Source organism: uncultured Comamonas sp. (assembly GCF_964277875.1).
GTDB classification, from domain to species: domain Bacteria; phylum Pseudomonadota; class Gammaproteobacteria; order Burkholderiales; family Burkholderiaceae_C; genus Comamonas; species Comamonas sediminis.
Genome location: NZ_CAXYJV010000001.1, coordinates 210,948 through 236,469, shown reverse-complemented (window position 1 = coordinate 236,469; position 25,522 = coordinate 210,948). Strand labels below are relative to the sequence as shown.

Below are 25,522 nucleotides of genomic sequence, written 5' to 3'. Positions count from 1 at the left end.
CTGTTCGAGCGCGACTGCTCGGTGCAGCGCCGCCACCAGAAGGTGCTGGAAGAGGCTCCGGCACCCGGCATGACGGCTGCGCTGCGCCAGCAAATGGGCGAGGCGGCGGTGGCAGCGGCCAAGGCCGTGGGCTATATGGGTGCGGGCACGGTGGAATTCATCGTCGAGCAGCCCGGCGGCTACGACCAGCCCGAGGCGATGAAGTTCTACTTTATGGAAATGAACACGCGCCTGCAGGTCGAGCACCCGGTGACCGAGGCCATCACCGGCGAGGACCTGGTGCAGTGGCAGCTGCTGGTGGCCAACGGCCAGCCGTTGCCCAAGCAGCAGGCCGAGCTGAAGATCAGCGGCCACGCGATCGAGGCGCGTATCTGCGCCGAGAACCCGGACAACAACTTCCTGCCCGCCACCGGCACCTTGCATGTCTACCGCAAGCCCGACTGCAGCAGTTTTGCGATCAGCGATGTGCGCATTGACGATGGCGTGCGCGAAGGCGATGCCATCAGCCCGTTCTACGACAGCATGATCGCCAAGCTCATCGTCCATGGCGCAGACCGCGCCCAGGCGCTGGCACGGCTGGATGCGGCGCTGGCGGCCGTGCGCATCGTCGGCCTGCAGACCAATGTGCAGTTTCTGCGCCATATCCTGGCCACGCCCTCGTTTGGCCAGGCCAAGCTCGATACGGCACTGATCCAGCGCGAAGAGGCGCTGCTCTTCAAGCAGCGCGGCCTGGGCCTGGATACCGCTGCGGCCGCTGCCGTGGTGGCCGAGCTGCTGCAGGAGCGCGCTACCGAGAGCAACGACCCCTTCAGCCGCCGCGACGGCTGGCAATCGCATGGCGTGACCGAACGCCGTTTTGACTTTGAGTTTGGCGGCGACAAGCTGCAGGCGGCGCTGCGCTACGAGGCCGGTGGCCTGGTGCTGACGGTGGGCGATGCCACCGGCCCGCTGCAGTTCAGCCCCAACGGCGAGCTGGTGGAGCTGCAGTTCAACGGCCAGCGCGACCAGGTGCAGACCTGGCAGCAGGGCGAGGTGGTGCATGTGTTTGCGCCGCGTGGTGCGGCCGAGATCACCGCCATCGATGCGCTGGCGCATGCCGGTGATGCCGGCAGCGAAGGCGGGCGCCTGACGGCGCCGATGCCGGGCAAGGTGGTGTCGTTTGCGGTCAAGGCGGGCGACAAGGTCAGCAAGGGCCAGCCGCTGGCGGTGATGGAGGCCATGAAGATGGAGCACACGATTGCCGCCCCAGCCGATGGCGAGGTGCTGGAGCTGCTGTTTGCACCCGGCGACCAGGTGACCGAAGGCGCCGAGCTGCTCAAGCTGCAGGTTGCTGCGTCCTGACGTATGCGCCTCTGCGCTGTCTGTGACGGCGCTGCGCTGCTTTCTGTGCTGAAATGCCGGCCATGAAAATTCTCGTCTACACCGACAGCGATGCGCTCCAGCCCTGGCTGGACGCGATTCGGCTGCACCTGCCCCAGGCGGACGCCAGCGGCTGGACACCGGGCATGGCCCAGGCCGACTACGCGCTGGTCTGGAAGCCGCCGCAGCAGCTGTTGGACGAGCAAGGCGCGGGCCTCAAGGCCATTTTCAACATGGGTGCCGGCGTCGATGCGCTGTTTGCGCGCCGGCTGCCGCCTGGCGTGCCGGTGCTCCGGCTCGAAGATGCCGGCATGGCCGTGCAGATGGCCGAGTATGTCTGCCATGCGGTCATCGACCATTTCCGCGACCTGGCGCCGTACCGCGCCCAGCAAAGCGACGGCGTCTGGGCACAGCAGCCCTTGCGCTTGCGCAGCGATTTTCCCGTCGGCGTGATGGGCCTGGGTGTGCTGGGCGAGCGCGTGTCCCGGGCGGTGGCGCAGTTTGATTTTCCGGTGCGCGGCTGGAGCCGCTCGCCCAAGCAGATCGCCGGTGTGGACTGCTATGCAGGCAGTGCCCAACTGCCGGCCTTTCTGCGTGCCACACGCATCCTCGTCAACCTGCTGCCGCTGACCCCGCAGACCGAGAACATCATCGACGCCAGCCTGCTGGCGCAGCTGCAGCCTGGCGCCTATGTGATCAATGTGGCGCGCGGCGCGCACCTGGTCGATACCGACCTGCTGGCGGCGCTGGACAGCGGCCAGGTCGCTGGCGCCACACTGGATGTGTTCCGCAGCGAGCCGCTGCCCGCCGGGCACCCGTTCTGGCAGCATCCGCGGATCCGCATCACCCCCCACAGCTCCGCCCGCACCTTGCCCGAAGAGACCTTGCAGCAGATCCTGCACAAGCTCCAGGCCTTTGCCACCGGAGAGAAGCCTGGCGGCATGGTCTATGCCGATCGCGGATACTGATTCCGCCCCCCGTTTTTGAGAAATACTCCAGGAGACGCCCCATGGCCCGCTACCCCCAACGTGTCCAATTGATTGATGTCGGCCCCCGTGACGGCCTGCAGAACGAGAAATCGCCAGTGCCGGCCGCCGTGAAGATCGAGCTGACCCACCGGCTGCAGGAGGCAGGCCTGACCGAGATCGAGGTGACCAGCTTTGTCAGTCCCAAGTGGGTGCCTCAGATGGGCGATAACGCCGAGGTGATGGCGGGGCTGGCGCGCAAGGCCGGTGTGCGCTATTCGGTGCTGACCCCGAACCTGAAGGGCTATGAAGCGGCCGTGGCCTCCCAGCCCGATGAGATTGTGGTCTTTGGCGCGGCCAGCGAGGCCTTCAGCCAGCGCAACATCAACTGCTCGATCGCCGAGAGCATCGAGCGCTTTGCCCCCGTGGTGGACGCGGCCAAGGCTGCCGGCATTGCCGTGCGTGGTGCGATGAGCTGCACCGTCGGCTGCCCCTATGAAGGGGAGATTGCGCCTTCGCGCGTGGCCTACCTGGCCGAGCTGATGAAGGGCATTGGCGTGGAGCGCGTGGATGTGGCCGACACCATTGGCGTGGGCACGCCGATCAAGGTGCAAAAGGCGCTGGAGGCCACGTTGCAGTATTTCGATGTTGACCATGTCAGCGGGCATTTCCACGACACCTATGGCCAGGCGCTGCCCAACACCTTGGCCTCGCTGGAGCTGGGCATCTGGAACTTCCAGTCTTCCATCGCCGGCCTGGGCGGCTGCCCCTATGCCAAGGGCGCAACCGGCAATGTCGCCACCGAGGACCTGGTCTACATGCTGCAGGGCATGGGCATCGAGACCGGCATCGATCTGGACAAGCTGGTCGATGCAGGCATCTACATCAGTGACTTCCTGCAGCGCAAGCCCAACTCGCGCGTGGCCGTGGCACTGATGAACAAGCGCGCGGGCTGAAGGGCCGAGGCGGGGGCGCGAATGTCCGGGACGCGAATGTCCGGGACGCGAATGTCTGGGGCACGAATGCCCGGGGCGCTGCAGCCGGGGGCGCAAGCCGGCACAATCATGGCTTAACCAGGAGTCAAACCATGTGTGGAGCGGAATTGCTGAGCCTGCCCGAAGGGGTGCAGCGGGTAGCCAGGGTGCTGCAGGACCAGGGCCATCCGCATGGGCCGCAGATGCTGGAGGTCTCAGCGCGCACAGCCCAGGAGGCCGCCGATGCGCTGGGCATTGCATTGGGCCAGATTGCGAAGAGCATTATTTTTCGCCGCAAGAGCGATGACGCCTGCGTGCTGGTCATTACCTCGGGCGATTGCCGCGTGGACGAGGCCAAGGTGGCCGCGCTGGTCGGCCCGGTGGGCCGTGCGGATGCGGACTTTGTCAAAGCCCGCACCGGCTTTGCGATTGGCGGTGTCTCGCCGGTCGGCCATCTGAGCAAGCCCGTTACCCTGATTGACCGCGAGCTGTTCCGCTTTGAACAGATTTGGGCTGCAGCAGGCCACCCGAATGGCGTGTTTGCGCTGGCGCCAGCCGATCTGCAAGCGCTGACCGGCGCGCCGGTGGCCGATGTGGTCAAGGAGGCGGCATGACAGAGCAAGCGGACAAGCCGGTGGCGTTGCCCGTGGCCTCGCCCGCGCCGCTGGCAGCGCGCACCAAGCAGGTCCGGGTGACCGGTGCCTTTGCGGCCGGTTACGCCGATGTGGTGCCATCGCCCTGTGTGTCGCTGTGCAAGATGAACGCGGACCGCAGCCACTGCATCGGCTGCTACCGCTCGATTGACGAGATCCGCGCCTGGTCCAAGGCCGATACCGCCGAGCGCCAGCAGATCTGGCTGCAGGCACTGGGCCGTGCGGGCCTGGGCAGCAATGGCCGGCCCTTGGTGCCGGCGGTGTGACCGGGGTCCAGTATGAAAACCATCGATTTCTACCTGGACTTTGTCTCTCCCTATGCCTGGCTGGCCTTTGATGCGCTGCCCCAGGCCTTGCAAGGCCATAGCGTGCATGTGCGCTACCGGCCTGTGCTGCTGGGTGCGTTGCTGCAGCAGCATGCCAATCCCGGGCTGGCCGGCATCGCCGGCAAGCGCGAATGGACCTACCGCCACGCCAGCTGGCTGGGCCACCGGCAGGGCTGCGGTCTGCAGATGCCCGCCCAGCATCCTTTCAACCCGTTGCCGTTGCTGCGCCTGGCGCTGCGCACAGCGCAGGGCGGCTGTATCAACCGCTTCACGGCCGACGCCATCTTCCGCCATGTCTGGCTGGGAGGGGCCGACGCGCTGGATGCGCAGCGCCTGCAGGCGCTGGAGCAGACGCTTGCCGAGCAACTGCGCGCTGGCGATGCGGCCGAGCAGGAGGCCAAGCAGGCCTTGCGCAGCAATACCGACGCCGCAGTGGCCGCCGGCGTGTTTGGCGTGCCCAGCATGGTGCTGGATGGCAAGCTGTTCTGGGGTTTCGATGGCTTGCCGATGCTGAGTGCCTACCTGAACGGCGATGCCTGGTTTGCAGATGGCCAGTGGGATGCGTCGGCCGACCGTCCTTCCGGATTGGCCAAACGCTGATGTCCGGCTTCTGAGTCGCTGCAAACACCTTTTCCAGTGGATTTGCCAGCCCTGGGACTTTCCCTTGGTTGCTGCTGCAGTGCAGCGATTTTCCACATAGCAAAACCTTTTCTGCGGGTTGCGCTGGATTTTGTCAGCGAATTGTCAGCAGCTTGCAAGCTAGTGTTGGAAAACCGTCAGACTTGGGTCAGCGCTTGCTTGAAGAATGCAGTGTCCGCCAAACAAAAGTGCGGCAACACTACAAGGAGACAACAGCATGGCAACCAGTGCAGCAGCACGGCCGATGACCAAGGAGGAGCGCAAGGTCATCTTTGCCTCGTCACTCGGCACCGTTTTTGAGTGGTACGACTTCTATCTCTACGGCTCGCTGGCGGCCATCATCGCCAAGCAGTTCTTCTCCGGACTGGACCCCACCTCCGCCTTCATCTTTGCGTTGCTGGCCTTCGCTGCCGGCTTCATCGTGCGCCCCTTCGGCGCGCTGGTGTTCGGCCGCCTGGGCGACATGATCGGGCGCAAGTACACCTTCCTGGTCACCATCTTGCTGATGGGCGCCTCCACCTTCATCGTCGGCATCCTGCCCAACTACGCCAGCATTGGCGTGGCAGCGCCCATCATCCTGATCGTGTTGCGCATGCTGCAGGGTCTGGCGCTGGGTGGTGAATACGGTGGTGCTGCGACGTATGTGGCCGAGCATGCCCCCAACGGCAAGCGCGGTGCCTACACCTCGTGGATCCAGACCACGGCTACCCTGGGTCTGTTCCTGTCGCTGCTGGTGATTCTGGGCACGCGCACTGCGATGGGCGAGCCTGCGTTCAATGACTGGGGCTGGCGCATTCCGTTCCTGGTGTCGATCATTCTGCTGGGCGTGTCGGTGTGGATCCGCATGACCCTGTCCGAATCGCCTGCGTTCCAGCGCATGAAGGCCGAAGGCAAGACCTCCAAGGCGCCGCTGAAGGAATCGTTTGGCCAGTGGAAGAACCTGAAGATCGTGATCCTGGCACTGGTGGGTTTGACCGCTGGTCAGGCCGTGGTCTGGTACACCGGCCAGTTTTATTCGCTGTTCTTCCTGACCCAGCAGCTCAAGGTCGACGCCGTGACCGCCAACCTGATGATCGCCGTGGCCCTGCTGATTGCAACGCCTTTCTTCGTGATCTTTGGCTCGCTGTCCGACAAGATCGGCCGCAAGCCCATCATCATGGCGGGCTGCCTGCTGGCCGTGCTGACCTACTTCCCCGTGTTCAAGATGCTGACCGAAGCGGCCAACCCCGATCTGGCAGCAGCGCAAGCGAGGAACAAGGTGGTGGTGGTGGCCAACCCGGCCGAGTGCTCGTTCCAGTTCAACCCGACGGGGACGTCCAAGTTCACCAGCTCCTGCGACGTGGCCAAGCAACTGCTGGCGGCCAATTCGGTGAGCTATGAAACCGAGGCGGCACCAGCGGGCACAACGGCGGTCATCAAGATCGGCAACGACACCATCCCCAGCTATGCAGCGGTGGGCCTGAGCGGCGACGATCTGAAGGCCAAGGATGGCGCGTTCAAGAAGGCTGTGGCGGAAACGCTGGCCAAGGATGGCTACCCCACCAAGGCCGATCCCTCCAAGATGAACAAGCTCTTGACGGTGGTACTGCTGACCTACCTGGTGCTGCTGGTGACCATGGTGTACGGGCCGATTGCCGCGATGCTGGTGGAAATGTTCCCGACCCGCATCCGCTACACCTCGATGTCGCTGCCCTATCACATCGGCAATGGCTGGTTCGGTGGTTTGCTGCCCACGACGGCCTTCGCGATCGTGGCCCAGACCGGCAACATGTACAACGGTCTGTGGTACCCGATCATCATCGCCGGCATCACCTTCGTGATCGGTACCTTGTTCGTTCGCGAAACCAAGGATGTCGATATTTACGCCGACGATTGACCTGCGCAACTGCGAGCAGGCCCCGGTTATCTGCACTGCGTGATACCCGAGGCCTTCACCTCCCCACAGCACCTCCGGGTGCTGTTTTTTTGCCCCTTTCCGGCTCTCATGGTTAATACCAGGGTGTGTCATCAAAGTGTGGTAGCGATGCGTCACTCTCTCAAAATCTGCGCGATGGAAAGCACGATAAATGGGGTCTGCCGCCTAGAATTAACAATATGTGACGGGCCGAATACTGCTCTGTGCAAACGCTATCAGCACCGTCCAACCATTTTTAATGACTACATCCCCGAGGACACTATGCGCTCACTGAATCGTTTGATGATTGCCACCTTGGCCGTTGCTGGCTCTACCGCTGCACTGGCTCAAAGCAGCGTGCAGGTTTATGGCCGTGTGAATACCTCGGTGGAGCGCCAGAAGGTGGGCGATGTCTCCACCACCGGCCTGTTCAACAACGCATCGCGTATCGGCTTCCGTGGCACGGAAGACCTGGGTGGCGGCCTGAAGGCGGGCTTCGTGCTGGAATCGGGTTTCAACTCGGACGACGGCTCGGGCACCGGCTCCGCAGGTGGTCTGACCTTCCGCCGCCAGAGCGAAGTGAACCTGGCTGGCAACTTCGGTATGCTGCGTCTGGGCACCTTCACCTCCGAGTCCTACTATGCGGTGGCCGACTACGGCGTGCTGGACCAGCCCAACCACGACACCGGTTCGCTGTCGGATGCGCTGTACACCTACGTGATGCGTGACTCCAACAAGATCGCCTACCGCACCCCCGTGTTCCTGGGCGGCCTGACCATCGAAGGCGCTGCATCGTTCCACGAAAAGGCCGCTGGCACCAACGACAAGCATGGTTACGACCTGGCGGCCAACTGGGAAAGCGGCCCTCTGGCGCTGGGTGCAGGTTTCAGCAAGGTCGGTGGCGACAAGCAACTGGGCCTGCGCGCGCACTACACCATCAATGCCTTCCAACTGGGTGCTTACTACCAACGCTCTGACGAAGAGCTGCGCGGCAAGCGCAACGCGGCCCGCGTGACCGGTATGTACACCGTGGGCGCGTCCGAATTTGTCGCTGGCTTCGGCTGGGCTGGCAAGTGGGACGACGTCAGCAACAGCGGCGCCCGCCAGCTGATCCTGGGCTACAACTACAACCTGAGCAAGCGCTCCAAGCTGTACGCTGGTTACACCAAGGTCGACAACAAGGCCAATGCCAGCTACGCCACCGGCATCTCCGGCGCCGACTTCAGCACCTTCGCTGCAGGTATCCGCCACAACTTCTAAGCAAGCCGGGCGCCCAGCGCGCCTTCCGCTTCACGACCCGCGTTCGAAAGAGCGCGGGTTTTTTTATCGCGGTAATGGCTTCTCGATGAAGGTGTTACCTGTCGCGCGCTGTTGCGCACTGACCCGCATTCGCAAGAACGCGGGTTTTTTATTTTTCGGCATCAATGGGTTTAGCCTGATTCTGCCTACCTCCCACGTTTATCCAAACGGTCTTGCCTGCATTAACCAAACTGCACTTTTTAAAATAGAAAATAACTATTAAAAACCATGTTTGGGTATTAAATATAAATAGCCAGACCGGTCCTCATGTAGAAATCGGCGGTCCTGTCTGGCGATTTCAAAGACTTTCCGTGAGGAGACAACATGCGTGTACTGATTAACCGTATGACCTTGGCCGGCCTGGCCGCTGCCGGCTCGTCTGGGGCAATGGCGCAAAGCAGTGTGGAGATTTTTGGCCGCATCAATACCACGCTGGAACGGCAAAAAACAGGAGATGTAACGACCACCGGGCTGTTCAACAACCGCTCGAGCATCGGCTTTCGCGGTAGCGAAGACCTGGGTGGCGGGCTGAGAGCAGGCTTCGTGCTGGAGGCCGATTTCAACTCGGACGATGGGACCGGCCGTGGAGGCACGGGCATCGACTTCAGGCGCCAGAGTGAAGTGAACCTGTCGGGGCATTTTGGCAGCCTGCGCCTGGGCTCGATGCCTTCCGAATCCTATATTGCCATGGCTGCCCAAGGGGTGATGGGCCAGCCCAACCATGACTTGGGTTCGCTGTCTGATGCGCTCTACTACTACCCGATGCCGGATGCCAACAAGGTGGCCTATCGCACGCCCGTGTTGTGGGGCGGCCTGACGGTGGAGGGCGCGAGCGCATTCCATGAAAACGGAGAAAACAGCGGCAACAAGAACGGCTACGACCTCACGGCGAAGTGGGCCAAAGGGCCGCTGTCGCTGGCCACAGGCGTCACCAAGGTCCACGACAGCACCACGTTGGGCCTGCATGCCCAGTACACCTTTGATGCCTTCCGAATAGGGGCCTACTACCAGCGCACCGATGAAGACCTGCGCGGCAAGCGCAATGCGGGCCGCGTCACTGCGTTGTACAGCCTGGGTTTATCGGATTTGATTGCCGGGTTTGGTTGGGCGGGCAACTGGAGCGGGGTGGGAAGCAGCAGCGCGCGCCAACTGATCCTGGGCTACAACTACCACCTGAGCCTGCGCACCAAGGTGTATGCCGGCTACACCAGGGTGGACAACAAGGCCAACGCCCGGTATGCCACCGGCACCGACGGTGCCGACTTCAGCACCTTTGCGCTGGGCATACGCCACCACTTCTGAGGGGGCGCCCTCAGGCGCCCCGCGCGCCTTCTGCTGCCAGGCCCGCATTCGACAGGATGCGGGCTTTTTCGTAGGGGCAGGGCCTGTGGTCCGGATACATCGTTGACTTGCTAATATCTGTAAATTTGAACAGTGGTTTGCAGGGCTTTGCCGCGAGCTGATTCAGCCGATGAATGAACTCCCTAGAATGGTTGTTCACGATCATTTTGCCCCCACGCAGTCGTGTCAGCCTTCCAAGTCCGGGCTTCCCTGCTACTGAGCCGGGGCCTTGCTCATCCGGTTGCTGGACTGCGCCAACGAATTACTGGATAGCTCATCGGTATGTCTCAGGAAAACATTCGCATCCGTGGTGCGCGTCAGCACAACCTCAAGAATCTGGATCTGGATATCCGCACGGGGGAGTTGACGGTGGTGACCGGGCCCAGCGGCTCGGGCAAGTCCAGCCTGGTGTTCGACACGCTGTATGCCGAAGGGCAGCGCCGCTATGTCGAGACCTTCAGCGCCTATGCGCGCCAGTTTCTCGACCGCATGGACAAGCCTGCGGTCGACAAGGTCGAGGGGGTGCCGCCCGCCATCGCGATTGACCAGACCAACCCGGTGCGCAGCTCGCGATCGACGGTGGGCACGATGACCGAGCTCAACGACCACCTGAAGCTGCTGGTGGCACGCGCCGGCCACCTGTTTGACCAGCAGACCGCGTTGCCGGTGCAACACGACACGCCCGAGAGCATTTACGAGCAGCTGCTGCAGCGCACCCAGGCGGACGATCCGCGCATCGTCGTGACCTTCCCCGTCGAGTTGCCGGCCAACACCAGCGCCGAGCAGCTCGAGCAATGGTTGTCGGCCAGCGGCTTTACCAAGGTGCAGGCCGAGCGTGAGGTCGATGCCGTGCGCCACGCCGCTGCCGTGGACAGCAGCAAGAAAAAGCCCAAGGCCGGCAAGCAGGCCGCGTCGGAGGCGCCCCAGCGGGTCAAGCTGCTCGATGTGGTGGCCGACCGTTTCCGCCTCAGCAAGGCCGAGAAGGCGCGTGTGATTGAAGCCATCGAGGTGGCTTTGAAGCGCGGCAGCGGCCATATGACGGTGTATGCCATCGCCGAGGCGGATGCCGACGGCAACACCGCCGAGCCCGCGCTGTGGAAGTTTTCGTCTGGCCTGCACTGCCCGGAAAGCGGTCTGCGCTACCGCGAGCCGACGCCGTCGATGTTCTCGTTCAACTCGGCCGTTGGGGCCTGCGATGCCTGCCGGGGCTTTGGCCGGGTCATCGGTGTGGACTGGGGCCTGGTGATCCCCAACGACAAGCTGACCTTGCGCACCGGTGTGATCAAGCCGATCCAGACGCCGGCCTGGAAAGAGATCCAGGACGATCTGATGCGCCATGCCGAGGCGCAGGGCATTCCCCGCGATACCGCCTGGGCCAAGCTGACCGAGGCGCAGAAGGACTGGGTCATCAACGGCGAAGAGGGCTACAAGGATGGCAACTGGAGCCGCCAGTGGTATGGCATCCGCCGGTACTTCGAGTACCTGGAAACCAAGTCCTACAAGATGCATATCCGCGTCTTGCTGTCCAAGTACCGCAGCTACACGCCTTGCCCGGTCTGTGGCGGTGCACGTCTCAAGACTGAGAGCCTGCTGTGGCGCGTGGGCTCCAAGGCCGCTGCCGATGCGGCCCTGCCGCCTGCGCAGCGCTTCATGCCGCGCGGGGTGGCCTGGAGCCGCGAGCAGCTCGAAGCCCTGCCAGGCCTGAGCCTGCATGACCTGATGCTGCTGCCGATCGTGCGGCTGCGCCAGTTCTTTGCCAGCATGGACATCCGCCGCAGCAACGATGGCGACGCACAGGCGCTGCGGCTCTTGCATGAAGAGATCAGCAACCGCCTGCAATACCTCTGCGATGTCGGCATCGGCTACCTGACCCTGGACCGCCAGAGCCGCACCTTGAGCGGCGGCGAGGTGCAGCGCATCAACCTGACCACGGCGCTGGGCACCTCCCTCGTCAACACCTTGTTCGTGCTCGACGAGCCCTCGATCGGCCTGCACCCGCGCGACATGGAGCGCATCACCGTCGCGATGAAGCGGCTGCGCGACGCCGGCAACACCTTGGTGGTGGTCGAACACGACCCGGCGGTGATGTTCGCCGCTGACCGCATGATCGACATGGGCCCCGGCCCGGGCGAGAAGGGCGGCCAGATCGTGTTCGACGGCACCACGGCCGAGCTGCGCCATGCCGACACCCTGACCGGCGCCTACCTGGGCGGCCGCAAGCAGGTGGGCATGGGCGCCAAGCGCATGGTCACCGAGAGCACGCCACGCCTGATTCTGGAAGGCGCGACCGAGCACAACCTGCAGAACGTGTCGGTGGATTTCCCGCTGCAGCGCATGGTGGTGGTGACTGGCGTGTCGGGCTCGGGCAAATCCACCCTGATCCAGGATGTGCTGGCGCCGGCCCTGATGCGCCATTTTGGCAAGCCGACCGAGCTGGCAGGCGCCCACCAGCGCCTGCTGGGGGCCGACCACCTGTCCGATGTCGTCTTTGTCGACCAATCGCCGATTGGCAAGACCGCGCGTTCCAACCCGGTCAGCTATGTGGGCGCCTGGGATGCCATCCGCGAGCTGTTTGCGACGGCGCCGCTGTCGCTGCAGCGCGGATACACCGCCGGCAAGTTCAGCTTCAACAGCGGCGATGGCCGCTGCCCCACCTGTGGCGGTTCGGGCTTTGAGCATGTGGAGATGCAGTTCCTCTCGGACGTCTACCTGCGCTGCCCCGATTGCGATGGCAAGCGCTACCGCGCCGAGATTCTGGAGGTGCGCATCGAGCGCGACGGCCGCTTGATGAATGTGGCCGATGTGCTGGAGCTGACCGTCAGCGAAGCGGCGACCTTGTTCGCCAAGGACCGCGAGGTGATCCGTGCGCTGCAGCCCATCGTCGATGTGGGGCTGGAATATGTGAAGCTCGGCCAGCCGGTGCCCACGTTGTCGGGCGGCGAGGCCCAGCGCCTGAAGCTGGCCGGTTTCCTGGCCGAGGCCGCCAAGAGCGCCTCCAAATCCAAGCAGACCCTGGCGCGCAAAGGCAGCCTGTTCCTGTTCGACGAGCCCACCACCGGCCTGCATTTCGAGGACATTGCCAAGCTGATGCGCGCGCTGCGCAAGCTGCTGGAGGCCGGCCATTCGTTGATCGTCATCGAGCACAACCTCGATGTGATCCGTGCCAGTGACTGGCTGATCGACCTGGGGCCCGATGCCGGCGAAGACGGCGGCAAGGTGGTGGAAGAGGGCACGCCCGAAGAGGTGCGCAAGTCCGGCCGCTCCTACACCGCGCAGGCGCTGCGCGATTACGAAGTGGCGATGCTGGGCGGGCGTACCGACGGCCAGCCCCATGAGGTGCGCGAGCCGCGCGCCGGCTATGCGCTGGAGCGCAGTGCGCCGGCTACCGCAGCCGTGGCGCCCAGCGACAGCATCCAGATCATCAATGCCAAGGAACACAACCTGAAGAACCTGAGCGTGGACATTCCGCGCGGCAAGTTCAACGTGGTCACCGGGGTGTCAGGCTCGGGCAAGTCGACGCTGGCGTTTGACATTCTGTTCAACGAGGGCCAGCGCCGCTACCTGGAATCGCTGAACGCCTATGCGCGCTCGATCGTGCAGCCGGCCGGCCGGCCCGAGGTCGATGCGGTCTACGGCATTCCGCCGACGGTGGCGATCGAGCAGCGCCTCTCGCGCGGTGGCCGCAAATCGACGGTGGGCACCACGACCGAGGTCTGGCATTTTCTGCGCCTGCTGTATGTGAAGCTGGGTGTGCAGCACTGCACCAAGGATGGTGCGGCGGTGCAACCGCAAACGCCCGAGAGCATTACCGCGCAGCTGATGACGCAGTACCGGGGCCAGCTGATTGGCCTGATGGCGCCGCTGGTCGTCGCCCGCAAGGGCGTCTACACCGAGCTGGCGGACTGGGCGCGGCCCCGTGGCTATACGCATCTGCGCGTCGATGGCCAGTTCCTGCCGACCACCGGCTTTCCGCGCCTGGACCGCTTCAAAGAGCACACGGTCGAGCTGCCGGTGGCCAGCATCGAGATCAGACCCGAGAACGAGGCCCTGCTGCGCGACAAGCTGGCCACGGCGCTGGAGCTGGGCAAGGGCGTGCTGCATGTGCTGTCGGCCATCGACACGCTGGAGGCGGCGATGCTGGCCGGCAGCGACACGGCAGCCATTGGCCGGCTGCAGGTGTTCTCCACCAAGCGCGCCTGCCCCGTGTGTGCGACCAGCTATGCCGAGCTGGACCCGCGCCTGTTCTCGTACAACAGCAAGCATGGCTGGTGCCCCGATTGCGTGGGCACCGGCGTCAAGCTCACCAAGGACCAGCGCAAGGTCTATGACGACTCGGTGATGAGCCAGGACAACCGGGGCCGCGAGCAGAGTTTTGAAGAACCCGAGGCCGAGGACGTGGGCGAAACCACTTGCCCGACCTGCCAGGGCACGCGTCTCAATGCCACCGCGCGGGCGGTGCTGTTCTATGGCCAGTCGATCTCGTCGATCGCGCGCCTGTCGGTCACCGATGTGCGGCTCTGGATCGAGGGGCTGGCACTGTCGGGCCGCGAAAGCGATATTGCCCGCGACCTGGTGCCCGAGATCCACAGCCGCCTGGCCTTTCTGGAAGAAGTGGGCCTGGGTTATCTGACCCTGGACCGGGGCGCGCCGACCTTGTCGGGCGGCGAGGCGCAGCGCATTCGCCTGGCCGCGCAGCTGGGCAGCAATCTGCAAGGCGTCTGCTATGTGCTCGACGAGCCCACCATTGGCCTGCATGCACGCGACAACCACATCCTGCTCAATGCGCTGCACAAGCTGGGCGCCAAGGGCAATACGCTGGTGGTGGTGGAGCATGACGAAGACACGATCCGACGTGCCGACCATGTGATCGACATCGGCCCCAGCGCCGGCAAGCGCGGTGGCCGCCTGGTGGCCCAGGGCACAACCCAGGATGTGATGGACGCGGCCGATTCGCAGACCGGCCGCTACCTGCTGCATGCGATGCGCCATCCGTTCCAGCCGCGCCGCCTGGTGCATTGTGTGGCCGATGCGGTGGCTGTGCCCGCCGAGGAGGCCAAGCCGGTCGCCAAGAAGCGCACCAAGAAGCAGATCGCCGCCGATGTGGCTGCCGCCCTGGCGGCCGACAGCGCCGAAGCCAATGCCGCGCTGGCCGCACCGGCCCGGGCTGATGCGATGGCGCCGTTGCACTGGCTGACGGTGCTGGGTGCCAACCTGCACAACCTGCAGAACGTGGACGCACGCGTGCCGCTCAAGCGCCTGGTCGCGGTGACGGGGGTGTCTGGCTCGGGCAAATCGACCCTGGCGCGCGATGTGCTGCTGACCAATGTCGCGGCCTGGGTCGCCCAGCGCGCGACCAAGGCCGGGCGTGACGACATGGATGCCGGCAAGGCCCCGGCGCTGACGGGCTGCAAGGGCCTGCAGGGCTTTGAAGGCATCGACCGGGTGCTGGAAGTGGACCAGACACCGATTGGCAAGACGCCGCGCTCCTGCCCTGCCACCTATATCGGGTTCTGGGACACGATCCGCAAGCTGTTTGCCGAGACCCTGGAGGCCAAGGCCCGCGGCTATGCGGCCGGGCGCTTCTCCTTCAACACCGGCGAAGGGCGCTGCCCTGCGTGCGAGGGCCAGGGCATGCGGACCATCGAGATGAGCTTTCTGCCCGACGTGAAAGTGCCTTGCGAGGTCTGCCATGGTGCCCGCTTCAATGCCGAAACCCTGGCGGTGACCTGGCGTGGCAAGAGCATTGGCGAGGTGCTGCAGATGGAGGTGGATGAGGCCGTGGCCTTTTTCGCCAGCATGCCGAGCATCGCCCATCCGTTGCAGCTGCTGCAGGATGTGGGCCTGGGCTACCTGACCCTGGGCCAGCCTTCGCCCACCTTGTCGGGCGGCGAGGCGCAGCGCATCAAGCTGGTGACCGAGCTGACCAAGGTGCGCGATGACATCACGCGCCGTGGCAACAAGGCACCCCACACCTTGTATGTGCTCGATGAGCCCACCGTTGGCCTGCACATGGCCGACGTGGACAAGCTGATCCATGTGCTGCACCGCCTGGTCGATGCCGGCCACAGCGTCGTGGTGATCGAGCATGACCTGGACGTGATTGCCGAAGCCGACTGGGTGATCGACCTCGGACCGGAAGGCGGCAATGCCGGTGGCCGCATTGTGGCCGCTGGCACGCCTGAAGACCTGGTGCAGGCGGGCACGCATACCGGCAAGGCGCTGGCGCCTGTGCTGGCGCGCTGAGCCGGTGCCGGGCTGCCAGGGCAGGGCGTTTGCTGACAGCGCGCCCTGCCGGGCCTGGGCACAATCGCAGCATTGACCTGCAAGGAGCCCAGAATGCATATAGACCCCCGGCACCCGGAAGCCCCGCCTGTGAAAGACCCCGCCCCGGTGCAACCCCCACCGGTGCCCACGCCTGGCATTCCGTCACCCATCCAGGAGTAGCGCTGGGCATGGCGTGCCCGTGCAGCGGCCACTTGGGCGTATGATCGCGCTCTTTGTGGGTCTACGGGCGGGCGACAACGATGCGCATATTGCTGATTGAAGACGAGCAGGAGATGGCCGCCTGGCTGGTGCGCGCCCTCAAGCAATCGAATATCGAAGCCGTGCATGCCTCACAGGCTGCGATGGCCACGCGCCTGCTGCCCGATGGCCGCTTTGACGTGGTGGTGCTCGATCTGCAGCTGCCCGACCAGCATGGCTTTGACTGGCTGTCGGCGATGCGAGCGCAGGGCCACCGTGAGCCGGTGCTGGTGCTGACCGCGCAAGGAGCGGTGCAGGACCGGGTCGAAGGCCTGCACCGGGGCGCCGATGACTACCTGACCAAGCCATTTGAAGTGGCCGAGCTGGAGGCGCGCCTGGCCGCGCTGCACCGGCGCAGCCAGGGGCGGGCCCAGGCGATGCAGCAATGCGGCTCGCTGCGCTATGACAGCAACCACCGCACCTTCTGGCTGGCCGAGCAGATGCTGGCGCTGACCCCGCGCGAGCATGCGGCACTCGAAGCGCTGATGGCGCGCACTGGCGCGCCGGTGGGCAAGTCCAAGTTGACAGCCAAGGTCTTCCCGCAGGACAGCAGCGTGAGCCCCGATGCCATCGAGCAGGTGCTGCACCGGGTGCGGCGCAAGCTGGCGGGCGGTGACGTGCATATCGTGACGGTGCGCGGCCTGGGCTATATGCTCGAAACCCTGGTGCCCAAGGGCCCGGGCAGCACACTTTCTTCCTGAATCCGATGCGCCCGCGCCTGCGCTCCTCCAACGGCCTGCGTCTGCGCCTGCTGTGGGTGCTGGTGCCCGTGCTGATGGGCCTGCTGGTGCTCGACAGCTGGCGCGACAGCGTCAGCCTGGCGCGCGAGCTGGAGCGGGCCTATGACCAGAGCCTGCTGGAGCCCGCCCAGGCGCTGTCGGACAACCTGCGCTGGGACAACGACGGCCAGCTGAGCCTGGACGAGCCGCTGCACATCATCTCGATGTTCGAGGTGCTCAGCAGCCGGCGCAAGTTCTTGCGCGTGCAGCTGCAGACGCCCGACGGCACGCAGCAGCGCCTGCTGCTGGGTGCCGCCGAGTTCCCCGAGCCCGCGCATGACCCAGCCGACCCCAGCCGCCCCTTTCGCGCTGCCGACGATGGCACGCGGGTGTCGTATGCCGCCGAGGTGGACCACCAGCCGGTGCGGGTGCTGGCGCTGCTGCGGGTACTGCACGACCAGTCGGGCCAGGAGTGGCGCGTGCTGATCCAGACCGCACAGACCAGCGCCGGCATCGAGCGCACGGTGCGCAGCCTGATGTGGGACAGCCTGCTGCGCGATGGCCGCACCTTGCTCGTCCTGGTGCTGGTGGTGTGGCTGGGTGTGGCCTGGGGCCTGCGGCCGCTCCAGGCGCTGCGCCGGGCCGTGCAGCAGCGCCGCAGCGATGACCTGCAGCCGCTGGCCACCGAGGCCGTGCCCGGCGAGGTGCGGCCCCTTGTCGATGCGATGAACCTGCACCTGGCGCAGCAGCGCGATGCACTGGCCCAGCAGCGCCAGTTTCTGGCCGATGCCTCGCACCAGCTGCGCACGCCGCTGGCCATTCTGAGCACGCAGGCCGGCTATGCGCTGCGTGAGACGGACCCCGACGCCGTGCAGGCCACGTTGCGCAGCATGCTGCAGCAGCTGCAGCGGGGCCGCCGCGTGTCCGAACAGTTGCTGGCGCTGGCCCATGCCAGCCAGCCGGCATCTCCCCAGGCGCTGGACGGCGCGGTCTGCGACGCCAATGCGGTCGCGCGCGAGGTGGTGCTGGCCTACCTGCCACTGGCGCTCGACAAGCAGCAGGACCTGGGATGGACCGATGTGCGCGGCCAGGATTTTGAAGGCGATGCCGAAGGCGAGACCGACCCGGGCGCGGCGATGGCTGCACCGGTGCAGGCAGCGGCCACCGCTGTCTATGAGCTGCTGGCCAACCTGGTGCACAACGCGATTGCCTACACACCTGCCGGTGGCCGCATCAATGTGTCGGTGCAGCGCGAGGGTGCCTGGGTGGAGATCCGTGTGCAGGACAACGGCCCCGGCATTGCGCCCGAGGACCGCGAGCGCGCCTTTGCGCGCTTCAGCCGCTTGCAGGCCGATGCGGCGTTGGCGCCGGGAGGATCGGGCCTGGGACTGGCCATCGCCCGGGCCTATGTGCAGCGCTTCCATGGCGACTTGCTGCTGCAAGATGGCGATGCCAGCGATGGCGCGGCTGGCCGGGGGCTCACCGCGCTGGTGCGCCTGCCGCTGGCTCCCGATCCGGCCTGAGCGCACTGTCCTTTGCGGGACTGTTTTCGCTAAGTAGATTTACGTATTTTGAGGCGCTGCCTGGCGTTTGGCAGCTGTTTGGCAGCTTCGTTTTCTAGACTTTCCGCGCAAGTTGTAAGAAAAGGAGACGAATATGGGTCAACACAGGTCCACCCTTGCGGGTGTGCAGGGGCGCCAGGCGCCCGCCAAGGAGCGGCCATGAGCACCGGCGGCAAGAGCTACAACAAGGATTACTACGGCGGCGCGCTGATGGTCCTGATCGGTGGCAGCGCTGCCTATGCGGCACAAGGCTACAACATCGGCTCGCTGGCCCACATGGGTCCGGGCTACTTCCCATTTGCGGTCGGCGTTCTGCTGGCGCTGACGGGCGTGCTGATCGCGCTGAACGCCAAGAAAAAAGGCCCCGGTGACGATGCGGCACTGGTCGGACACAAGCACGAGATTCCGGATTTCCGGGGCGCTGCCTGCATCATTCTGGGCACCATTGCCTTCTACTTCTGTGGCGAATACCTGGGCCTGCTGCCGGCGACCTTTGCCATCGTGTTCATCTGCGCCCTGGGTGACCGCAGCAACAGCGTGATGGCCTGCTTTGTGCTGGCCATGTCGATGATGATCGTCGCCGTGTTGATTTTCTGGTGGGCGCTGCAGGTGCAGATGCCGCTGGTCAGGTGGGGGATGTAAGCCATGGGACAAGCACTGCAAGACCTTTGGTACGGCTTTGGCATCGCCTTCCAGGGCCATAACCTGATGTGGTCGTTCTTCGGCGTGCTGGTGGGCAACCTGATCGGCGTGTTGCCGGGCATGGGCGCGCTGTCGGCGATCTCGATTCTGCTGCCACTGACCTACACCATGCATCCGGTGCCTGCCATCCTGATGCTGGCCGGTATCTTCTATGGTTCGCAGTACGGTGGCGCCATTGGCGCGATCTTGCTGAACCTGCCATCGCACCCGCCCCATGCCGTGACCTGCCTGGACGGCTACCCGATGACCAAGAAGGGCAAGGGCGGAACCGCGCTCGGCATCACGATGATCTGCTCGTTCTTTGCCGCGTCGGTCGGCATCATCGTGATGATCTTCGCCTCGCCGCTGCTGACCACGATCGCGTTCAAGTTCGGCCCCGCCGAGCTGTTCTCCATCATGCTGCTGGGCCTGCTCGCGGGCTCGACGATGTCGCGCGGCTCGCCGCTCAAGGGTGTGGCGATGACCTTGTTCGGCCTGCTCTGCGGCGTGGTCGGTACCGACGTGAACAGCGGCACCTTCCGCTTCGCGTTCGACCTGCCTGATTTGAGCGATGGCCTGGAGATGGTGGCCGTGGCGATGGGCTTGTTCGGTATTGCCGACTTCCTGCTCAACGTCAACAAGATGAAGGCGATCACCAGCAACACCAAGATGCGCATCCGTGACATGCGGCCCTCGATGGCCGAGCTCAAGGAGGCGTTCTGGCCGATGGTGCGCGGCACCACGGTGGGCACGCTGTTTGGCGCCATGCCCGGCACCGGTCCGACGATCACCACCTTCATTGCCTACGCGCTGGAGCAAAAGGTGGCCAAGGACCCGAGCCGTTTTGGTACCGGCATGATCGCTGGCGTCGCAGCCCCCGAGGCCTCGGCGCACTCGAAGACCCAGGTGGACTTCATCCCGACGATGAGTCTGGGCATCCCTGGCGACGCCGTGATGGCGCTGCTGCTGGGCGCGCTGCTGATCCAGGGCATCCAGCCCGGCCCGCAGCTGATCACCGAGCATCCGGACATTTTCTGGGGCCTGATTGCCAGCTTCTGGATTGGGAATGTGATCCTGATGATTCTGAACGTGCCGCTGATCGGTGTCTGGGTCAAGATGCTGGCGGTACCCTACAAGTACCTGTTCCCGTCAGCAATGTTCTTCATTGCGGTCGGGGTATTCACCACGCAGAACAGCCTGTTCCATATCTGGGAGGTGCTGGCCTTCGGCATCATCGGCGCCATTTTGATGGTGCTGGACTTCTCGGTCGCGCCGATCATGCTGGGCTTTGTGCTCGGCCCGATGATGGAAGAGAACTTCCGCCGCGCGCTGCTGCTGTCCCGTGGTGACATGATGGTCTTCATGCAGCGCCCCATCAGCGCGACCTTTGTCTGCATCAGCCTGTTCCTGCTGGCTGCCGTGACCTGGTCGGCCTGGCGCAAGCGCTCCAGCGTGGGCAAGGTGGCGCAGGCCATCGCGCAAGAGACCTCTGGGGCGGGCGTCGTAGCGGCCAAGTAAGCCTCTGCTGCCCCTGCCAAAACCGCTCTCAGGAGCGGTTTTTGCATTTTTACGCTGGCGGAAATCAGCGCTGCAGCTGGGAGAATTCGCGCTCCACATCGGCATGGGCCTGCTGCATCGTGGCCGACGGTGGCGGCCCCATGCGGCTCACGGCTACGGCGGCGATCCATGCAAACGCAAAGCCCGGGATGATCTCGTACAGACCCAGCCAGCCAAGCTGCTTCCAGACCAGCACGGTGACAGCGCCAACGATGATGCCGGCCAGTGCGCCGCCTCGCGTCATGCGGCCCCAGAACAGCGACAGGATGATGACCGGACCAAAGGCCGCACCAAACCCCGCCCAGGCATAGCTCACCATGCCCAGCACCTTGGCTTCGGGATTGCTGGCGATGGCAATGGCAATCAGCGCCACGAGCAGCACCATCGCGCGGCCCACCCAGACCAGCTCGCTCTGGCTGGCCTGCTTGCGCAGGAACACGCGGTAGATGTCTTCGGTCAGCGCGCTGGAGCAGACCAGCAACTGGCAGGACAGGGTGCTCATCACGGCAGCCAGAATGGCGGCCAGCAGCGCACCCGCAATCCAGGGGTTGAACAGCTGCTTGGTGATCTCCATGAACACGGTCTCGGCATTGGCGTTCACGGCGGCTGCACCTTCAGGGTGGGCCGCGAAGTACGGAATGCCGATGAAGCCCACGGCCACCGCACCGCCCAGGCACAGCACCATCCAGGTCATGCTGATGCGGCGCGCCGCCGGAATGGTCTGCACCGACGAGGCGGCCATGAAACGCACGAGGATATGCGGCTGGCCAAAGTAGCCCAGGCCCCAGGCCAGCAGCGATACGATGCCCGCAACACTGGCACCGCGCAGCAGGTCGAACTTCTCGGCGCTGACGATGGCATGCAGATCCTGCCCCGGTTGCAGCTGGCCCTGCACCGCCAGCCAGGCGATCACCGGTGCCAGCAGCAGCGCGGTGATCATCAGCGAGGCCTGGATGGTGTCGGTCCAGCTCACCGCCAGAAAGCCGCCAATCAGCACATAGGCGATGGTGCAGGCAGCACCCACCCACAGCGCGGTGGTGTAGGGCATGCCGAACATGTTCTCGAACAGGCGCGCGCCTGCCACGACACCGGAGGCGCAGTACAGGGTGAAGAACACCAGGATCACCAGCGCGGTGACGATGCGCAGCACATTGCTGCGGTCCTCGAAACGGTTGGCCAGGTAGTCCGGCAAGGTCAATGCATTGCCGGCGCGCTCGGTATAGAGGCGCAGGCGCCCCGCCACAAAAAACCAGTTGAGGTAGGCGCCGAAAATCAGGCCGACGGCGATCCAGGACTCGGACAGCCCGGTGGCATAGATGGCACCGGGCAGGCCCATCAGCAGCCAGCCACTCATGTCGGACGCGCCCGCCGACAGCGCCGTGACAAAACTGCCCAGGCTGCGGCCGCCGAGGATGTAGTCGGACAGGTTCTTGGTGCCCAGGTAACCGAGCCAGCCGATGGCGAGCATGGCCACCAGGTAGATGGCGAACATGATCGCCGTGGGATCGTTCCAGGAAAATTGCATCACTGAGCCTCCATGGTGTTGTGGTATTTCGGGTTTGAAGAGCGAGCGCGTTTCTTGGCGAAAAGCCGGGTCCGCCGGTGCCATGGGCTTGGAATGCTCCCCAGACGGAGGCCGTCAAAGGAAGTCGCCACTGGCCTGGGCTGGTCAACGCGCCCGGCCTGCAATATGGCACGGTTGCCCGGTGAAATTAAGCCGGGTTATCTATTTTGATGTGACGATAGGTAAGAAAAAGCCCCTGGCTGGCAGGCCAGGGGCTGACGGCGAAGCAGGCGCCGTGGGGATCAGGCCGGCAGGAAGCCGTCCACCGACAGGTAGCGTTCGCCGGTGTCATAGGCGAAGCCCAGCACCTTGGCGTTGGGCGGCAGATCGGGCAGTTTCTGCGCGATGGCAGCCAGGGTGGCGCCCGACGAGATGCCGACCAGCAGGCCTTCTTCGCGCGCCGCGCGGCGTGCGTATTCACGGGCGGGCTCGGCATCGACCTGGATCACGCCGTCGAGTACGCTGGTGTCGAGGTTGCGCGGGATAAAGCCGGCGCCAATGCCCTGGATCGGGTGCGGAGCAGGCTGGCCGCCAGAGATGACGGGCGAGGCGGTGGGCTCGACCGCATAGACCTTGAGCTGGGGGAACTTGGCCTTGAGCACATGGGCCACGCCCGAGAGGTGGCCGCCGGTACCGACGCCGGTGATCAGCACATCCAGGCCATCGGGGAAATCGGCCAGCACTTCCTGCGCGGTGGTGCGCTCATGCACGGCGGTGTTGGCGGGGTTCTCGAACTGCTGCGGGATCCAGGAGCCAGGGGTCTGCGCGGCCAGTTCCTCGGCGCGGGCGATGGCGCCCTTCATGCCCTTTTCCTTGGGGGTCAGGTCAAAGCTGGCGCCATAGGCCAGCATCAGGCGGCGGCGCTCGATGGACATGCTCTCGGGCATCACCAGGATCAGCTTGTAGCCCTTGACCGCGGCGACCAGCGCCAGGCCCACGCCGGTGTTGCCGCTGGTGGGCTCGATGATGGTGCCGCCGGGCTTGAGCGCGCCGGACTTCTCGGCATCTTCGATCATCGCCAGCGCGATGCGGTCCTTGATGGAGCCGCCCGGATTGCTGCGTTCGGACTTGATCCAGACCTGGGCGCCAGCGCCGAACAAACGGTTGATACGGACCACCGGCGTATTGCCGATGGTGTGCAGAATATTCTCAACTTTCATGGTGCCTCCAGCAGATCAGGATGAACAAGGGGGTGGAAATTGCCGAACCATTGTGACGCAGTTGATCATTCCATCTGGAATATCAATATGCCTAGGATGTTCTTAGCGTCGCCGGCCGCATTCCTTGACGGGCATCAATACCGCCTCCGGCCTCTGGGGCGAAGATGCCTGTGCATGTTACTGCTGCGCAAGGAGGCGGTTTGCTGAGTTTCAACACCACCCTGGTCTTACTGGCCATCTGCTGCGTCAGCCTGTTGCTGGGTTTTTCCTGGCGCGACAAAGGCTGGGCGCCCTGGCTGATGCTGGTATCGGTCTGTGGCCTGCTGGCGCTGATGGCCAGGATCATCTACGACCTGCTGGCGATGGGCTGAGCAGGCCCTGGTTCGCCACCAGGTTCCCTGGCGTCAGGCCGCTGTGCTGGCGCGCGGTTTGGCGCGGCGCAGCGGCGTCTTCCACAGCTCGGCCAGCAGCACACCCAGGATGGTCATCGCGCCGCCGATCCACAGGTAGCTGTGCAACTGCTCCTTGGCCCAGGCCGAGGCGATCAGCGCGGTCAGCAACGGGGTCAGGTTGAAGAACATGATCGAGCGGCTGGGCCCGAGCTTGGCGACGGCCGTCATCCACATCCAGGTGGCCACGATGGACGCCATCGTGCCGGCATAGGCAACCAGGTACCAGTTGTCGGCATGGAGGCCGACCTTGGGCGAGGCCAGGTAGAACGGCAGCTGCGCGACCATGGCCACCACCATCTGCAGGTAGAGCAACTGCCAGCTGGGCACGCGCGGCATGGCCCAGCGCTTGAGCAGAATGTTGTAGGCCGCATAGGCCAGGCAGGCCAGCAGCATCAGCAGATCGCCCCGGTTGATGCCCTGGTCCAGCAAGGACCCGGGGTGGCCTTCGCTGATCACCAGCACCACACCGGCAAAGGCCAGCACCGAGCCGAGGGCGCCACCGGCCGTCAGCACCTGGCCGAGCAGGCCCACGCAGATGCCCAGCACCACCAAGGGCGACAAGGTCAGGATGATGCCCATGTGCGTGGCGGTGGTGTAGGCGGCGGCAAAGTACGCGCAGCTTTGGTAGACCACCATGCCGAGTACGCCCAGCACCAGGATCTGGCCGGCATGGCCCCGGATGGCCTCGCGGTTGCGCCAGACTGCCGGCAGCAGCACGGGGGTGACCAGCAGCACCGCCAGCACCCAGCGCAGAAAGCCGATTTCAATCGGCGCAATGGCGCCAGCGGCCTGTTTGCTGACAACGGTGTTGCCCGACCAGATCAAGACCGCCAGCAGCGGATACAGGTATTGCATATCTCAAGCATTCAAAAACATCTGGCTGCTATCATCGCCGTGGCGGGTTTAAAGCCTATAGCTGAAATCAGACATTTAAAGCACCAAGCCAGACATATTGCGCGGTGCGGCAGGCAAGGAGGCCGCGATGGCGACAGGCCAGGCACTGAAAATTTACGACGTGGATGCCGAGACGGCGCCCTATCTGGTGCGCTATGACGAGTTTGCCGCCGGCAGTTTTGCCGATGCGCACAGCCACCGGCCCGGCCACCTGAACTACACATCGCATGGCACGATGACCATCGTCACCCAGGGGCGGAGCCTGGTGGCACCGCCGCAGTACGGCATCTGGATTCCGCCGGCGGTGGAGCACAACTGCTATGTGCCGCAGGCGGCCGTCTACCGCTCGTTTTATGTGCAGCCGGCGCTGTGCACAGGCCTTCCCGAGCAGGCCTGCATCATCCGCATCAGCGCCATTGCGCGCAGCATCCTCGCCGATCTGGCACAGCGCGACATACGCCGGCCATCAACGGCCGAGGACCTGCGCCTGGCCGAGGTCATGGTGGACCAGCTGCGGCTGGCGCCGCCCGAGCACAGCTTTCTGCCATCGGCCCAGTCCAAGGCGCTGGTGGCCGTGCTCGATGCCCTCAAGGCCGAGCCTGGCAGCCGCCGCACGATGGCCGATTGGGCGGCTTCGGTGCATATGACCGAGCGCACCTTGGCGCGCCACTGCCACCAGGAGCTGGGCATGGGCCTGGCCGAATGGCGCCAGCGCCTGCGCCACCTCTGCGCGGTGGATGCGCTGGGCCAGGGCCGGACGGTGCAGGAGATCGCCTTTGACCTGGGCTACAGCACGGCCTCGGCCTTTATCGCGATGTTCCAGCGCGCTGCGGGCATGCCGCCCGAGCAGTTCCGGCGCGAGTTCGGCAACGCGGTGGCCGAATAGGGCGGCGGTTGGCCGTTTATCCTGGCAGCGGCCTGCAGTTTTTGCCCGGCTGGCGCGGGCGGCTGCCATTCGGTG

The 25,522-nt window shown here is 64.8% G+C and carries 19 protein-coding genes; 16 read left to right on the top strand and 3 right to left on the bottom strand.

Translation table 11 applies throughout. The features are described from left to right. The 14 genes from ACHWUQ_RS01065 to ACHWUQ_RS01000 form a co-directional block, all read left to right on the top strand. On the top strand, nt 1-1,341 hold a 1,341-nt coding region (locus tag ACHWUQ_RS01065; protein WP_394680079.1), incomplete at its 5' end, for a biotin/lipoyl-containing protein. Between the two features lie 62 nt (nt 1,342-1,403). Beyond that, nucleotides 1,404-2,327: a 2-hydroxyacid dehydrogenase gene (locus tag ACHWUQ_RS01060; protein ID WP_394680078.1), complete on the top strand. Its 924-nt coding sequence runs from the start codon at nt 1,404-1,406 to the stop codon at nt 2,325-2,327. A gap of 41 nt (nt 2,328-2,368) precedes the next feature. Beyond that, nucleotides 2,369-3,280, top strand: a complete 912-nt coding sequence (locus tag ACHWUQ_RS01055) for a hydroxymethylglutaryl-CoA lyase (RefSeq protein ID WP_239810636.1) — start codon at nt 2,369-2,371, stop codon at nt 3,278-3,280. A 131-nt stretch (nt 3,281-3,411) separates the two neighbouring features. Then, the gene (locus ACHWUQ_RS01050; RefSeq protein ID WP_239810637.1) at nt 3,412-3,912 is read left to right on the top strand and encodes a YbaK/EbsC family protein; all 501 of its coding nucleotides are present in this window, start codon (nt 3,412-3,414) and stop codon (nt 3,910-3,912) included. Next, nucleotides 3,909-4,217, top strand: a complete 309-nt coding sequence (locus ACHWUQ_RS01045; RefSeq protein ID WP_239810638.1) for a DUF1289 domain-containing protein — start codon at nt 3,909-3,911, stop codon at nt 4,215-4,217. The genes ACHWUQ_RS01050 and ACHWUQ_RS01045 overlap by 4 nt, the downstream gene beginning before the upstream one ends. Before the next feature lie 12 nt (nt 4,218-4,229). After that, complete coding sequence (locus ACHWUQ_RS01040; protein ID WP_394680077.1) at nt 4,230-4,877, top strand: 2-hydroxychromene-2-carboxylate isomerase; 648 nt, start codon at nt 4,230-4,232, stop codon at nt 4,875-4,877. A gap of 256 nt (nt 4,878-5,133) precedes the next feature. Next, nucleotides 5,134-6,792, top strand: a complete 1,659-nt coding sequence (locus ACHWUQ_RS01035; RefSeq protein ID WP_239810640.1) for an MFS transporter — start codon at nt 5,134-5,136, stop codon at nt 6,790-6,792. 300 nt (nt 6,793-7,092) lie between these two features. Further along, the gene (locus tag ACHWUQ_RS01030; protein WP_239810641.1) at nt 7,093-8,070 is read left to right on the top strand and encodes a porin; all 978 of its coding nucleotides are present in this window, start codon (nt 7,093-7,095) and stop codon (nt 8,068-8,070) included. Nucleotides 8,071-8,433: 363 nt separating this feature from the next. After that, on the top strand, nt 8,434-9,411 hold the full coding sequence (locus ACHWUQ_RS01025; RefSeq protein ID WP_394680076.1) for a porin: 978 nt from the start codon (nt 8,434-8,436) through the stop codon (nt 9,409-9,411). Nucleotides 9,412-9,732: 321 nt separating this feature from the next. Next, nucleotides 9,733-15,693: an excinuclease ABC subunit UvrA gene (gene uvrA, locus ACHWUQ_RS01020; protein WP_394680075.1), complete on the top strand. Its 5,961-nt coding sequence runs from the start codon at nt 9,733-9,735 to the stop codon at nt 15,691-15,693. A 281-nt stretch (nt 15,694-15,974) separates the two neighbouring features. Further along, nucleotides 15,975-16,673: a response regulator gene (locus ACHWUQ_RS01015; RefSeq protein ID WP_239810644.1), complete on the top strand. Its 699-nt coding sequence runs from the start codon at nt 15,975-15,977 to the stop codon at nt 16,671-16,673. A 5-nt stretch (nt 16,674-16,678) separates the two neighbouring features. Then, a complete protein-coding gene (locus ACHWUQ_RS01010; RefSeq protein ID WP_394680074.1) occupies nt 16,679-18,214 on the top strand; it encodes a sensor histidine kinase in 1,536 nt (511 codons plus the stop codon). Between the two features lie 198 nt (nt 18,215-18,412). Then, nucleotides 18,413-18,895, top strand: coding sequence for a tripartite tricarboxylate transporter TctB family protein (locus tag ACHWUQ_RS01005; RefSeq protein WP_373450542.1), 483 nt, complete (start codon nt 18,413-18,415; stop codon nt 18,893-18,895). Between the two features lie 3 nt (nt 18,896-18,898). Continuing rightward, nucleotides 18,899-20,452 (top strand): tripartite tricarboxylate transporter permease, encoded by a 1,554-nt coding sequence (locus ACHWUQ_RS01000; protein ID WP_394680073.1) that lies wholly within the window; start codon nt 18,899-18,901, stop codon nt 20,450-20,452. Between the two features lie 64 nt (nt 20,453-20,516). Here the strand turns inward: ACHWUQ_RS01000 and putP are convergent, their stop codons facing one another. Continuing rightward, entirely contained in the window at nt 20,517-22,016 is a 1,500-nt protein-coding gene (gene putP, locus ACHWUQ_RS00995; protein ID WP_394680072.1) for a sodium/proline symporter PutP, read from the bottom strand. Between the two features lie 281 nt (nt 22,017-22,297). Then, nucleotides 22,298-23,215, bottom strand: coding sequence for a cysteine synthase A (gene cysK, locus ACHWUQ_RS00990; RefSeq protein ID WP_239810649.1), 918 nt, complete (start codon nt 23,213-23,215; stop codon nt 22,298-22,300). A gap of 200 nt (nt 23,216-23,415) precedes the next feature. On the opposite strand from cysK, the gene ACHWUQ_RS00985 reads away from it, so the two are divergent. Then, on the top strand, nt 23,416-23,586 hold the full coding sequence (locus tag ACHWUQ_RS00985; RefSeq protein ID WP_239810650.1) for a hypothetical protein: 171 nt from the start codon (nt 23,416-23,418) through the stop codon (nt 23,584-23,586). A gap of 33 nt (nt 23,587-23,619) precedes the next feature. Here ACHWUQ_RS00985 and ACHWUQ_RS00980 read toward each other — a convergent pair whose 3' ends face one another. After that, a complete protein-coding gene (locus tag ACHWUQ_RS00980; protein ID WP_239810651.1) occupies nt 23,620-24,522 on the bottom strand; it encodes a DMT family transporter in 903 nt (300 codons plus the stop codon). A 127-nt stretch (nt 24,523-24,649) separates the two neighbouring features. On the opposite strand from ACHWUQ_RS00980, the gene ACHWUQ_RS00975 reads away from it, so the two are divergent. Next, nucleotides 24,650-25,447: a helix-turn-helix domain-containing protein gene (locus ACHWUQ_RS00975; RefSeq protein ID WP_239810652.1), complete on the top strand. Its 798-nt coding sequence runs from the start codon at nt 24,650-24,652 to the stop codon at nt 25,445-25,447. Nucleotides 25,448-25,522 lie beyond the last annotated feature (75 nt).

Bases quoted from the DNA above. Each gene is read 5' to 3' on its own strand.
- ACHWUQ_RS00980 (WP_239810651.1), bottom strand. From the start codon at position 24,522: ATGCAATACCTGTATCCGCTGCTGGCGGTCTTGATCTGGTCGGGCAAC.
- ACHWUQ_RS01000 (WP_394680073.1), top strand. From the start codon at position 18,899: ATGGGACAAGCACTGCAAGACCTTTGGTACGGCTTTGGCATCGCCTTC.
- ACHWUQ_RS01060 (WP_394680078.1), top strand. From the start codon at position 1,404: ATGAAAATTCTCGTCTACACCGACAGCGATGCGCTCCAGCCCTGGCTG.
- ACHWUQ_RS01035 (WP_239810640.1), top strand. From the start codon at position 5,134: ATGGCAACCAGTGCAGCAGCACGGCCGATGACCAAGGAGGAGCGCAAG.
- ACHWUQ_RS01015 (WP_239810644.1), top strand. From the start codon at position 15,975: ATGCGCATATTGCTGATTGAAGACGAGCAGGAGATGGCCGCCTGGCTG.
- putP (WP_394680072.1), bottom strand. From the start codon at position 22,016: ATGCAATTTTCCTGGAACGATCCCACGGCGATCATGTTCGCCATCTAC.
- ACHWUQ_RS01050 (WP_239810637.1), top strand. From the start codon at position 3,412: ATGTGTGGAGCGGAATTGCTGAGCCTGCCCGAAGGGGTGCAGCGGGTA.
- ACHWUQ_RS01030 (WP_239810641.1), top strand. From the start codon at position 7,093: ATGCGCTCACTGAATCGTTTGATGATTGCCACCTTGGCCGTTGCTGGC.
- ACHWUQ_RS01045 (WP_239810638.1), top strand. From the start codon at position 3,909: ATGACAGAGCAAGCGGACAAGCCGGTGGCGTTGCCCGTGGCCTCGCCC.
- cysK (WP_239810649.1), bottom strand. From the start codon at position 23,215: ATGAAAGTTGAGAATATTCTGCACACCATCGGCAATACGCCGGTGGTC.
- ACHWUQ_RS01055 (WP_239810636.1), top strand. From the start codon at position 2,369: ATGGCCCGCTACCCCCAACGTGTCCAATTGATTGATGTCGGCCCCCGT.
- ACHWUQ_RS01005 (WP_373450542.1), top strand. From the start codon at position 18,413: ATGAGCACCGGCGGCAAGAGCTACAACAAGGATTACTACGGCGGCGCG.
- ACHWUQ_RS01025 (WP_394680076.1), top strand. From the start codon at position 8,434: ATGCGTGTACTGATTAACCGTATGACCTTGGCCGGCCTGGCCGCTGCC.
- ACHWUQ_RS01040 (WP_394680077.1), top strand. From the start codon at position 4,230: ATGAAAACCATCGATTTCTACCTGGACTTTGTCTCTCCCTATGCCTGG.
- uvrA (WP_394680075.1), top strand. From the start codon at position 9,733: ATGTCTCAGGAAAACATTCGCATCCGTGGTGCGCGTCAGCACAACCTC.
- ACHWUQ_RS00975 (WP_239810652.1), top strand. From the start codon at position 24,650: ATGGCGACAGGCCAGGCACTGAAAATTTACGACGTGGATGCCGAGACG.
- ACHWUQ_RS01010 (WP_394680074.1), top strand. From the start codon at position 16,679: ATGCGCCCGCGCCTGCGCTCCTCCAACGGCCTGCGTCTGCGCCTGCTG.